The sequence below is a fragment of the Bradyrhizobium tropiciagri genome (assembly GCF_018130545.1).
Classification (GTDB): domain Bacteria; phylum Pseudomonadota; class Alphaproteobacteria; order Rhizobiales; family Xanthobacteraceae; genus Bradyrhizobium; species Bradyrhizobium tropiciagri_A.
The window spans coordinates 538,280-550,892 of record NZ_JAFCKF010000005.1 but is presented as its reverse complement, the minus strand read 5'-3'; the positions used below and the strand labels follow the sequence as shown (position 1 = coordinate 550,892).

The 12,613-nt window shown below is 66.1% G+C and carries 7 protein-coding genes; 2 read left to right on the top strand and 5 right to left on the bottom strand.

Annotated elements, in window-relative coordinates; genetic code table 11:
• Positions 1-34 precede the first annotated feature (34 nt).
• Positions 35-1,741, top strand: coding sequence for a methyl-accepting chemotaxis protein (locus tag JQ616_RS24120; protein ID WP_212018708.1), 1,707 nt, complete (start codon positions 35-37; stop codon positions 1,739-1,741).
• A 171-nt stretch (positions 1,742-1,912) separates the two neighbouring features.
• Positions 1,913-3,415 (top strand): sensor domain-containing diguanylate cyclase, encoded by a 1,503-nt coding sequence (locus JQ616_RS24115; protein WP_212018706.1) that lies wholly within the window; start codon positions 1,913-1,915, stop codon positions 3,413-3,415.
• Positions 3,416-3,439: 24 nt separating this feature from the next.
• Here JQ616_RS24115 and JQ616_RS24110 read toward each other — a convergent pair whose 3' ends face one another.
• The 5 genes from JQ616_RS24110 to JQ616_RS24090 all read right to left on the bottom strand — a co-directional run bounded on the left by JQ616_RS24110 (position 3,440) and on the right by JQ616_RS24090 (position 12,518).
• On the bottom strand, positions 3,440-4,318 hold the full coding sequence (locus JQ616_RS24110; RefSeq protein WP_212018704.1) for a transglutaminase family protein: 879 nt from the start codon (positions 4,316-4,318) through the stop codon (positions 3,440-3,442).
• On the bottom strand, positions 4,315-6,849 hold the full coding sequence (locus JQ616_RS24105; protein ID WP_212018702.1) for a circularly permuted type 2 ATP-grasp protein: 2,535 nt from the start codon (positions 6,847-6,849) through the stop codon (positions 4,315-4,317). Before JQ616_RS24105 ends, JQ616_RS24110 begins: the two co-directional genes overlap by 4 nt.
• A gap of 20 nt (positions 6,850-6,869) precedes the next feature.
• Positions 6,870-10,130 (bottom strand): DUF2126 domain-containing protein, encoded by a 3,261-nt coding sequence (locus JQ616_RS24100; RefSeq protein WP_212018700.1) that lies wholly within the window; start codon positions 10,128-10,130, stop codon positions 6,870-6,872.
• 142 nt (positions 10,131-10,272) lie between these two features.
• Positions 10,273-10,776 (bottom strand): GDSL-type esterase/lipase family protein, encoded by a 504-nt coding sequence (locus JQ616_RS24095; RefSeq protein ID WP_249137161.1) that lies wholly within the window; start codon positions 10,774-10,776, stop codon positions 10,273-10,275.
• Between the two features lie 218 nt (positions 10,777-10,994).
• Positions 10,995-12,518: a UxaA family hydrolase gene (locus JQ616_RS24090; RefSeq protein ID WP_212018698.1), complete on the bottom strand. Its 1,524-nt coding sequence runs from the start codon at positions 12,516-12,518 to the stop codon at positions 10,995-10,997.
• Positions 12,519-12,613: the final 95 nt, after the last annotated feature.

The following is a 12,613-nucleotide window of genomic DNA, read 5'->3' as shown; positions in this document are numbered from 1 at the left end:
CGTCACATCTCCCATCTCCAGATCCCGGCCTCCAATGGCATCCCGATTCTCGCTTGCTGCCCGGCTGTACTCGACGTTTGCGCTGATTGCGGCGCTGACCGCGGCCATCACCTTCCTGTCCGACTACAACGCGCGACGCAACGCCGAGCTGACCGAGGCCGTCGACCTCGCGAGCCGCGCCGCGCTCAATGTCGAGCGGGTCAATTCACTGGTCTATGCCGTGGTGATGGAATCCCGCGGCATCTACATGTCGACCGATCCGGCAGCTGTGAAGAAATACGGCGACGGGCTGCTGGCGTTCAACGACCGCATCCTCGGCGTGGTCAAGAACTGGGAAACCCTGCTGCAAGCCGACGACGCCACCCAGTTCGCGGTGTTCAAGAAACGCATCGAGCAGTTCATCGAGTTCCGCAAGGAGCTGGTTCGGCGCGGCATCGAGATCGGCGCGGCGGCCGGGCGTGAGTGGGGCGACAACGACGCCAACCGCGACGTGCGCAGCGCGCTGAACAAGGATCTCGAGGCGCTGTCCAAGGTCTATGCCGAGCGCAGCAAACGACTGGCACAGCAGACCGACGCCAACCGGGCGTTGGCGCTGCTGCTGACCGGGCTCGGTGCAGCCGCCCTGATCGTGGTGGTGCTCGGCGTCTTGATCATCGCCCGCTCGGTTGCCCGGCCGCTGTCGCAGATCACCACCACCATCAAGCGTGTCGTCGAGGGCGACGACCATGTCGAAGTGCCCCATGTCGGGCGAGGCGACGAGATCGGCGCCCTGGCGCGCGCCATCAAGGTGTTCCAGGAGGCGATGGATCGCAATCGCAGTCTGAACGCGCAAGTCCTGCAGGATTCGGAGGCCCGCGACGCGCGTGGCCGGCACATCGAGAGCTTCGTCGACGCATTCCGCGGCACCATCGGTGAGGTGCTGCGCGCGGTGCACGACAACGCCGCGACGATGCGGCAAACCGCGCAGACCATCGCGACCGTCGCGGCGGACGCCAGCGGCCGGGCGGTTGCCGCGGCCGGCGCCACCGAACAAGCCTCGAGCAACGTCTCCGCGGTGGCTGGCGCCGCCGAAGAGCTCTCTGCTTCGGTCGAGGAGATCGGCCGCCAGGTCAAGCAATCCTCCGGCGCGGTCGATCAGGCCGGCGTGCGCACCGACCGGTCGATCACCGAGATCGAGAGCCTTGCCGCAACCACCCAGCGCATCGATGGCGTGCTGAACCTGATCCAGGCGATCGCCGAGCAGACCAATCTGCTCGCGCTCAACGCCACCATCGAGGCCGCCCGCGCCGGCGATGCCGGCCGCGGCTTCGCCGTCGTCGCGCACGAGGTCAAGGCGCTGGCCGGGCAGACCGCGAAGGCAACCGCCGAGATCAGCGAGAATGTCGGCCTGATCCAGGCTTCCACCCGCAACTCGGTGGCCGCCGTGCGCGAGATCGGCCAGGCCGTGCGCGAGATCAGCGACGTCACCACGAACATCGCAAGCGCGATCGGCCAGCAGGACGCCGCCACGCGCGAAATCTCCGCGAACGCGCAGATGGCCGCCCAAGGCAACGAAACCCTGGTCACAAACGTCGGCTCGCTGCGCGACGACATGGATCAGACAAGCAAGGCAGCGGAATCCGTGCTCGCGGCGTCGAACGATCTGACCGCAACGGCCGAGACGCTGTCGCGCGAGGTCGAGCAGTTCTTCCACAATTTGCGCATCGACGCCGCAGACGGCATGCGCCGGACCGGAACCTGAACGGATCGCGCGATCTGTCGAAGGCCGGCGACAGGTCCCGGCCAATCCGGATGGTTAAGACTCCCCCAACGCACGCGCATAAATTGCCTGCGCTTCAGGTCGCCTTTCTCAATTTGATGCCCCCATAGAAAACGTCAAAGCGCGGCGGCGCGGGGGAAGTGGAAGCGAGCAATGAACGGGCCTGTGCCAAAGCCGAAGGCGGTGCCGACCAAACGGCTGCTTGCGCTCGGAATCGGCCTCGTCCTGGGCTTTTCGGCGATCTGCGCATCGATCCTGTGGGAGATGGCGGGCAAGGACTATCAGCATGCAAAGGAAGGCGCCACCAACCTCGTCGCCTCCATCGCCAGCGAGATCGACCGCAACATCGAGCTCTATGACCTCTCGCTGCAGGCGGTTGCCGACGGCGTCAAACTGCCGGAGATCGGCAAGGTCAGCCCGGAGCTTCGCCAGGTCGTGCTGTTCGACCGCGCCGCGACAGCCAAGGACCTCGGCTCGATCCTGGTGCTGAATGCAGCGGGAGACGTCACGCTGGATTCCCGAACATTGACGCCGCGGGCCGCGAATTTCGCCGATCGGGACTTCTTCCGGGTGCATCGGACCCAACCGGACAGCGGACTGTTCATCAGTGCCCCCTGGGTTACTCCGGAGGGCGAGTATCTGATCAGCCTGAGCCGCCGCATCAGCAATGACGACGGCTCGTTTGCCGGCGTGGTCGCCGGCAGCATGCGGCTCAGCTATTTCCACAATCTGTTTCGCAAGCTGAACTTCGGCCTCGGCGACAGCATGACGCTGTTCAACACCGATGGCGTCATGCTGATGCGAGCGCCGTTCGAGATCGGCAAGATCGGGCAGAGCATCAAGGACTCGCAGGTCTTCAAGCAGTATCCGGCGCGGCAATCCGGCTCCTACAAGACGAAATCACTCGTCGATCATGTCAGCCGGCTCTATGTCTTCCAGGCGGTCGGACAACATCCCCTGATCATCGCCGAAGGTCTCTCGCTCGACGGCATCTATGCCGATTGGTGGCAGCAGGTATGGCTGATCGGCAGCGTGGTGGCCGCGCTGTGCGGTTTCTCGATCGTGCTGATGTTCTATTTGCTGGCCGCTCTCAAGCGGCGGGCCGCCGCGGAACGCCGGCTCGCGCACCTTGCAAGCACCGATGCGTTGACCGGCCTCGCCAACCGCCGCCGTCTCGACGATACGCTGGACGCCGAATGGCGGCGCGGCATGCGTGCGAAGTCGTCGGTTTCGCTTCTGATGATCGACGTCGATCATTTCAAAGCCTTCAACGACACCTACGGACATCAGGCCGGCGACGCCGTGCTCGCCACCGTGGGACGTTGTATCGCTGCCAGCGCCAAGCGCGTCACCGATCTAGGCGCGCGTTACGGCGGTGAGGAGTTTTCGGTGCTGCTGCCAGGCATCGGCAAGGCCGGTGCGTTGGACGTCGCCGAACAGATTCGCGCGAAGCTGACGGCTGCACGCGAATCCGAGCAGGAGTTGCCGACCGTCAGCATCGGGGTGTCCTGCCTCGTGCCCGACCACGAGCGCACGTCGCGCGATCTGCTCAAGGCCGCGGACCTTGCGCTCTATCAAGCCAAACACGAAGGCCGCGACCGCGTCGTCGTCAGCCCGATCGGATGGGATAAATCAGGCAAGCGGCAGGTCGCCTGATCGTGGTCTCGCGCCCCGCTCCGCTCACTCGACCGGCAGCACGTCGACCGCGACGCTGAGCTTCTGCTTGCGCGCGCCGACGATGACGCCGTCGACCGGCGAGACGTCGGCGAAGTCGCGGCCGATGGCAAGGATGATGTGGTCGTTGGCGACCATCAGATCGTTGGTCGGATCGAACCCGACCCAGCCGAGCTCGCTGCCGCACCAGACCGAGACCCAAGCATGGGTCGCGTCGGCGCCTTGCAGCCGCGGCTGGCCCGGCGGCGGAATGGTGCGCAGATAGCCGCTGACATAGGCCGCGGGCAGACCGAGGCCGCGCAGGCCTGCGATCATCACATGGGCAAAGTCCTGGCAGACGCCGTGGCGCTTCTCGAATACGTCGCGCAGCGGCGTCGAGATCACGGTCGCCTTGGGATCGTATTTGAAGTCGTTGCGGATGCGCCGCATCAAGTCGGCCGCACCGATGAGGATGCCGCCCCCGGGTGAAAAGCTCGCGGATGCGTAAGCCGTCACCGGCCGCAGCACCGGCACCAACGCGCTGGCAAAGACGTAACCGACCGGCGAGGCCGCATCGAGGCTCAATCCTTCGAAGGCGTGATCGCGCACGTTCTCCCAGGGCGGGCTCGCGGCGTCACGCGCCGGCGGCTGTCGCGTCACCGAGACCCGCGAGCGGGAATCGATGCGAAGGCTGCGATGCGCGGTCTCGATCAGGACGCTCTCAGTCAGCGTACCGAAGAAGTCGCGCCGGCTGGTGCGCTCCGCGGGCTTCGGGCGAATCTCGACCGCATGCGAGATCAGCTGCTGCCCGTCGCCGCTGATCGGCTCCAGCCGCAGCGAGCAGCGCGCGAAGCTGACCTGGGTCTCGTAGCTATAGGTCGTGACGTGACGGATGTCGTAGATCACGCCAGCCCCGTGAGCTTCTCCGGCCGGCTGGCATTCGGTCCGTGCGGGAAATAATGCAGCCCGACCGCGTCGGCGAGTCCGAGCAGATCCTGCTCCAGCGCGAACAGCGTCTTGACGTCGAGGCTGCCGGCTTCGGCCGTCGTCAGCATCGCCTCGAGGGCAACCGCGAGCCGCTGCGGTCGCTCGATCAGGCCATGCTCTTTCAGGGTCGGCAGCGCAGCGATATGTTCGTTCAGCGCTGCGACCTGGAACGCCACCGAGCGCGGATTGTAGGGGTCGAGCACCGCGAGATCACGCACCGGCGTGAGCAGCGGCTGCACCAGATATCGCGAGCGATAGGTGATCTGGCAATCGACCAGCGTCAGCAGGACGTCGAGATCCTCGTCACCGGCCTCGTCATAGGCAAACTGGCGCGCAAAGCGCGTGGTGTTGATGGCCCGCTCGGCGCGGCGGCCCATCTCGAGGAAGCGCCAGCCGGCGGCGCGGTTCATGTTCTCCTGCGCGAGGCCGGCGAAGCTTGCGAGCTCCTGCAAGGTCAATTCAGCGGCGCTGACGACGCCGTCATCGTCATGCACCTCGATCGCGAGCCGCTCGGCCATTTCGGTGATGACCTGCCAGGCGTCCGGCGACAGCCGCTCGCGGAGCGAGGTCGCGGTGCGCTGCGCCGAGCGCACCAGCGACAACGCCGAGCCGAACTTCTCCTCGTTCTGCAGCGCTTCGAGCGCAACCTTGGCCGGATTGGCGCGCGCGGTCTGCGTGGCCGCGCCCCAGGTCACCAGCAAGCGCTGGATGCGCTCGGCCGAATGCATCGCCGTCGCGTTGCCGTTCGAATTCGCCCGCGCCGGATCGCGCAGCGGCGTGCACAAGGCACGGATCAGGCGAATGGTGGCCTCGGCGCGCTCGAGATAGCGGCCGAGCCAGAACAGATTGTCGGCGGCGCGGCTCGGCAGCACGCCGGCGATGCGCCGGATGCGGACGGTGTCGACCGCCGGCAGCAAGGTCGAGGTCGCAACCGCCTTATCCGAGACCACCCAGACGTCGGCGGAGACAGCGCCATCGCCCATCGACACCGCACGCGCATCGGCCCGATCGGCAATCCGGCAGAAGCCGCCGGGCAGCACCGTCCAGCCGTTCGGCGTCGCGGCGGCGAACACCCGCAGCACGAACGGACGCGGCGCGATCCGGCCGTTCTCCCACACCGGCGTGGTCGACAGCCGCACCAACTCCTGTCCGACATAGTCGATGCCGCGATGGCTGATCGCGTCCTTCAGACGATCGCGGTCCGCTGCCGACAGTTGGCCGGGGAGCACCGGCCCATGGCCTGGAAAATCCGGCACGCCGCGGCCATAAGCGCCTTCGATCGCGAATTCGTCGAGCCGCGACAGCACCTCCTCGCGGGCTGACTTCTGACCACACCACCAGGTCGCGATATGCGGCATCATCAGGTCTTCGGAGAGCAGGCGACGGCACAGATTGGGCAGGAAGCCGAGCAGCGCCCGCGCCTCCATCACGCCGGAGCCCGGCATGTTGGCGACCACGACGCCGTCCTTGCGCAGCACCTCGACGAGGCCGGGCACGCCGAGATAGGACGAGGCGTCGAGCTCGAGCGGATCGAGCATGTTGGAATCGACCCGGCGCAGCAGCACGTCGAGCCGCTTCAATCCGGCGACGGTGCGGATGTGGATGCGGTCGCCGGAAACCGCGAGATCGTCGCCCTCGACCAGCAGGAATCCGAGATAGCGCGCCAGCGTGGCATGCTCGAAATAGGTCTCGCTGAAGGCGCCGGGCGTCAGCAGACCGATCCGCGGCTCATCGCGGTCGGCGCTGGCGCGAAGCGAATCGCGGAACGCTTCGAAGAACGGCGCGACGCGCTCGACATTCATCGACTTGTAGAGATTGGAGAAGGCGCGCGACAGCACCAGGCGGTTTTCCAGCGCATAGCCCGCGCCCGACGGCGCCTGGGTGCGATCGCCGAGCACCCACCAGCGGCCGTCGGGCCCGCGGCCGATGTCGGCGGCATAGAGATGCAGGTAGCGGCCGCCGGGCGGCTTGATGCCGCTGACCGCGCGCAGATATTCGCTGCTGCCGGCGATCGCGGCCGCGGGGATCGCGCCATCAGCAACGAGACGGCCGTCGCCGTAGAGATCCGCCAGCACCATTTCCAGAAGCTGCGCGCGTTGCGCGACACCGGCGGCCAGCTGGCGCCAGTCGGCGGCATCGATGATCAGCGGCAGATGGCTGAGCGGCCAGATCCGGTCCGAGGTGTCGCCGGGCGCCCGATAGGTGACGCCGGCCTCGCGCAGATGGCGATCGGCGGAGGCGAAGCGGCGCTCGATATCGGCCGGCGACAGCGCGGCAAAGGCGTCGAAGAAGCGGGCCCAGGCCGGCCGCGGCGCACCGCTCTCGGCGATATATTCGTCGGGAATGCCGGGCAGCCGGACGTAGTCGCGGGTCCATTGCGCCATCCGGCGCTGGCCGGGCCGGGCCCTGCTCTCCTGACTGCTCCCGCCTTGGCCACCCGATCCAGTCATTCCACTTCCCCTGAGCCCAATTACTGCAGGAGCGGCGTCCGCAAGTCGAGGGTCAAGGGAAACTCAATTGTGCGTTCCTCCGGCGGCGTTTCGATCTTGCCGGGGGTATGACCGTGCTCCTGGAAGCGCGCCAGCCGCCGCGCCTCGGCCTCGTAGGAATTGACCGGCTTGGTTTCATAATTGCGGCCGCCGGGATGGGCGACGTGATACACGCAACCGCCGAGCGAGCGGCCGTTCCAGGTGTCGATCAAGTCGAATGTCAACGGCGCGTGCACCGGAATGGTCGGATGCAGGCCCGAGGCCGGCTGCCAGGCCTTGAAGCGGACGCTGGCGACCGCCTCACCCGAGCGGCCGGTCTCGGTCATCGGCATTCGCCTGCCGTTGCAGGTGATGACGTGGCGGCCCTCGACGAATCCGGTCGCCTTCACCTGCAACCGCTCGACCGACGAATCGACGTAGCGCACCGTGCCGCCGGAGGTGCCCTCCTCGCCCAGCACGTGCCACGGCTCCAGCGCCTGCCGCAGTTCGAGGCCGACGGCACCATGATGGACGCGGCCGAAGGCGGGGAAGCGAAATTCGAGCTGCGCCTGATACCATTCCGGCTCGACGTCGTAGCCGGACTGCTTGAGCTCAGCGAGCACACCAAGGAAATCCTCCCAGAGGAAATGCGGCAGCATGAAGCGGTCATGCAGCGCGGTGCCCCAGCGCACGAACTTGCCCTGCTGCGGCTCGCGCCACAGTTTTGCGATCAGCGCGCGGATCAGAAGCTGCTGCGCCAGCGACATCCGCGGATCAGGCGGCATCTCGAGCGCGCGGAATTCGACCAGGCCAAGCCGGCCGGTCGGGCCATCGGGCGAATAGAGCTTGTCGATGCAGATCTCGGCGCGATGGGTGTTGCCGGTGATGTCGACCAGGATGTGCCGGAACAGCCGATCGACCAGCCACAACGGCGCATCCATGCCCGGCGGCGGCACGTGCGACAGCGCGATCTCCAGTTCATAAAGTCCATCATGCCGCGCCTCGTCGATGCGCGGCGCCTGGCTGGTCGGGCCGATGAACATGCCGGAGAACAGATAGGACAGCGACGGATGCCGCTGCCAATACAGCACGAGGCTCTTCAGCAGATCGGGCCGGCGCAGGAACGGCGAATCCTCCGGCTTGCTGCCGCCGACCACGATATGGTTGCCGCCGCCGGTGCCGGTGTGGCGGCCATCGATCAGGAACCGATTGGCGCCAAGCCGCGTCTTTGCCGAGTCCTCATAGAGACCGAGCGTGATGTCGACAGCTTCGCGCCAGCTCTGCGCGGGCTGCACGTTGATCTCGATCACGCCGGGGTCCGGCGTCACCTTGATCACCTCGACGCGCGGATCGAACGGCGGCGAATAACCTTCGACATGCACCGCGAGCTGCGTTTCCTCGGCGGTCGCCTCGATTGCCGTGATCAGCTCGAGATAGTCGTCGACCTTCTCGACCGGCGGCATGAAGACACAGAGCACGCTGTCGCGGACTTCGATCACCATTGCGGTGCGCACCGGCAGCGGTTCGGGGATGTGCTTCAGCGCCTGCTTCAGCTCCGCATCGGCAAGCGCCTCGCGCGGCGCCATCGGATCCTGCTCGACGATGTAAGGATAGTCCTCGGGCGGAACATGTTCGAGCGAGCCGATCGGCAGCCGCAGGCCGAGCGGGGAATCGCCGGGTGATGCGAACAGATGGCTGCGGCGGATCTTCCAGTGCTCACTGCGCCAGCGCGCAGGGATTTTGTCGGCAAGTGGCGTCCAGCGCTGGATCGGCAGCACAAAGCCCTTCGGCGTCGTCAGTCCCTCGTCGAACACCCGCGCCAGGCGCGCGCGCTCTTCGGCATCCGTCAGCTTGGAGTTCTCGGGCGTAACGTTGGCCGGCAGCCCGGCTTCACGCTGCAACCAGAACGCCGGATCTTCATAGGCCGGCATGACATAGTCGGCGCCGAGTCCGAGCTTCTTCGCAGTGCCGACGGCAAAGCGCTCGGCATCGGCCACCTCGGCCTTGCGCGAATTCTCAATGCTGGCGATCAGATCGGCGTTCTTCCAGATCGGCTTGCCGTCCTTGCGCCAGTAGAGACCGAACGCCCAGCGCGGCAGGCTCTCGCCAGGATACCATTTGCCCTGGCCGTAATGCAGCAACCCGCCCGGCGCGAACCGCGTCCGCAGCTTGCGGATCAATTCGTCAGCCAGCGCGCGCTTGGTCGGGCCGACCGCGGCGACATTCCACTCCGGCGATTCCAGATCGTCGACCGACACGAAGGTCGGCTCGCCGCCCATGGTCAGCCGCACGTCGTCTTTCGTCAGATCGGCATCGACCTGCTCGCCGACCCGGTCGAGCCGAGCCCAGGAATCATCCGAGAACGGCCGGGTGATCCGCGGCGCCTCTCGGATCCGCTTGACGTTCATCTCGAAGCCGAATTCGACATTGGCGAAGCCGGCGGTGCCGGTCACCGGCGCCGCCGAGCGATAATGCGGCGTGGCGCAAACCGGAATGTGCCCCTCGCCCGTGAGCATGCCGGAGGTGACGTCGAAACCGATCCAGCCAGCGCCCGGCAGATAGACCTCGGCCCAGGCGTGCAGATCGGTGAAATCGCTCTCGACTTCGCGCGGCCCCTCGAGTGGATCGATGTCGGGCCGCAGCTGGATGAGATAGCCGGAGACGAAGCGCGTAGCGAGTCCGAGATGGCGCAGCGCCTGGATTAAGAGCCATGCCGAGTCGCGGCAGGAGCCGGAGCCCGCTGCCAGCGTCTCTTCCGGCGACTGGATGCCGGCCTCCATGCGGATGACGTAGCTGATCTTCTTCTGCAGCTGCGCGTTCAGCTCGACCAGGAAGTTGACGATAGAGTCGGCCTTGCGCGGAATCTCCTTCAGATAGGCCGTGAGCAGTGGGCCGGGCTCATCGGTCTCGAGATAGGGCGCGAGCTCGGTCTTGAGATCGGCGGGGTATTCGAATGGAAAAGCGTTGGCGTAAGGCTCGACGAAGAAGTCGAACGGATTGACCACCGTCATCTGCGCGGTGAAGTCGACCTCGACCTTGAGCTCGGTCGCCTTCTCCGGAAATACGTAGCGAGCCAGCCAGTTGCCCTGCGGGTCCTGCTGCCAGTTCACGAAGTGATTAGCCGGCGTGACCTTGAGCGAATAGCTCAGGATCGGCGTGCGCGTATGCGGCGCGGGCCGGAGCCGAATGGTCTGGGGCCCGAGATCGATCGGCCGGTCGTATTTGTAGTGCGTGACGTGATGCAGTGCGACGAAGATCGACACGGACCGAGGACTCCAGCAGCTTTTTTGAGCAGAACACTGGTTCCGGTATGGATCAAGCACTAACAACGGGCAGCGATTGCCCAGGAAATATCCGCGTGACGTCACGAGGTCAGCAATGGCCGCGGCCGATCGCCCTCACCGGCTAGCGGCCGATCGCTCCGGATACCTGCGAAGCAAGCTGCTCGGCAAGCATATGATAGCCTTCGGGCGTCAGGTGCACGCCGTCGGGCTGATGCGGAAGTCCGCCCAGCATGCCGTTGGGGAGCATGATCACCTTGATGCCGCGGGCGCTGAGACGGCTTTGAATATCCGCTGTCCGGTCGGGGCTGCCCTTACGCCGGTCGTTGCCGCCCGGCTGCAAGATCACCGCACGGGTGCCGTTCGGGACCGCCCGGTCGAGCCGTTGCAGCATCCCTTCGGTGGTGTCGCCATTGATGCCGGCGTTGACGATACGGACGTTCAATCCCTTGGCCCGCAGGATCGCTTCGAGCTGCGCGGGATAGGCCTGATTGCGCGCAACGCCCTTGCCGTAGGTGTTGCTCGCGCCCAGCGCGACGATGGTCGTGGCGTCAGCCGAAACGGCGCCGAACGTCAAAGCGGCTAGAAATGCGAGGCATCCAACAATTCCGAACCGAAGCGCGCGCATGTGTCCTCCGTCCAGTCCGTAACCCGGACGCAGGGAAGCGTATTCAGGGACGCCGCGTCAACAGAACTCGTCGTCCCTGCGAAAGCAGGGACCCATAACCACCGCCCATGGTGATGCGAAAGGTGTCTACCACCGCTCTTGATCGATGGATTACGCGGTACGGGTCCCTGCTTTCGCAGGGACGACAGCGGAGTGTAAGGCTAGATCGCAGCCCTAAACTACATCGTTGCGCCGAGCACCCACGGCGCAAACTCGGCGCCGCCGAAGTCAAAACTCTCGCTCTTGGTCGGCTGGCCCGAGGCGGTCTTGAGGATGAGGTCGAAGATGCGCTGGCCGCATTCCTGCACGCTCTCCTCGCCGTCGAGGATGGTGCCGCAATTGACGTCCATGTCGTCTTCCATCCGCTTGTACATCGGCGTGTTGGTGGCGAGCTTGATCGACGGCGCCGGCTTGCAGCCGAACACGCTGCCGCGGCCGGTGGTGAAGCAGACGAGGTTAGCGCCGCCGGCGACCTGCCCGGTGGCGGCAACCGGGTCGTAGCCGGGCGTATCCATGAACACGAAGCCCTTCTTGGTGACGGGCTCGGCGTAATTCAGGACGTCGACGAGGTTGGTGCTGCCGGCCTTGGCCATCGCGCCGAGAGACTTCTCCAGGATCGTGGTGAGGCCGCCGGCCTTGTTGCCGGGGCTCGGATTGGCGTTCATCTCGGCGCCTTCGCGCTGGGTGTATTCCTCCCACCAGCGCATCAGGCCGACCAGCTTCTCGCCGACCTCGCGGCTGACCGCGCGACGCGTCAGCAAATGCTCCGCGCCGTAGGTCTCGGGCGTCTCCGAGAGAATGACGGTGCCGCCGTGACGCACGAGCAGATCGCTCGCCGCACCAAGCGCCGGATTGGCCGACACGCCGGAGTAACCGTCCGAGCCGCCGCATTGCAGTGCTACGGTGAGCTCGCTCGCGGGTACCGCCTCGCGCTTGACCTTGTTGGCGTCGGCGAGTGCTTCCTTGACGAAGGCAACGCCGGCTTCCACGGTCTTGCGCGTGCCGCCGACCTCCTGGATGTCCATCGCACGCAGCCGGCCGGCAAGCTTCTGCTCCTGCATCAGGCCGCCGATCTGGTTCACCTCGCAGCCGAGGCCGAGCACGATGACGTTGGAGAAATTGACGTGGCGCGCATAGCCGCCGAGCGTGCGGCGGAGCAGCGCCAGCGGCTCGTCCTGGGTCATGCCGCAGCCGGTCTTGTGGGTCAGCGCGACGACGCCGTCGACATTCGGGAAGTCAGCCAGCGGATTGTCGCCGGTGAACGGATTCTTCTTGAACATGTCGGCGACGATCCCGGCGACATGGGCGCTGCAATTCACCGAGGTGAGGATGCCGATATAGTTGCGCGTCGCGACGCGGCCGTCGGCGCGGCGGATGCCCTCGAACGTCGCCGGCAGATCGAAGTTCGGGACCGGCTTGACGTCGACGCCATAGGCATAGTCCTTGGCGAAATCGCCCATGCCGCAGTTCTGGGTGTGCACGTGCTGGCCGGGCGCGATCGGCTGGGTCGCGAAGCCGATGATCTGGCCGTAGCGGCGGATCGGCTCGCCCTGCGCAATCGGCTTGATCGCAACCTTGTGGCCGGCCGGAATCCGATCGACCGTGGTGACGCCGTCGGTCACCTCCAATCCCGGCGGCAGGCTCGCGCGCGCGATCAGGACGCTATCGTCGGCGTGCAGGCGGATCACTTGAGCCGAGGCCATGGGAGTTCTCCTTGGTGCTTTCTTCTTCACCTCTCCCCGTCCTTTGCGGGGAGAGGTCGGATTGCGTCAGCAATCCGGGTGAGGGGCGAGGCACG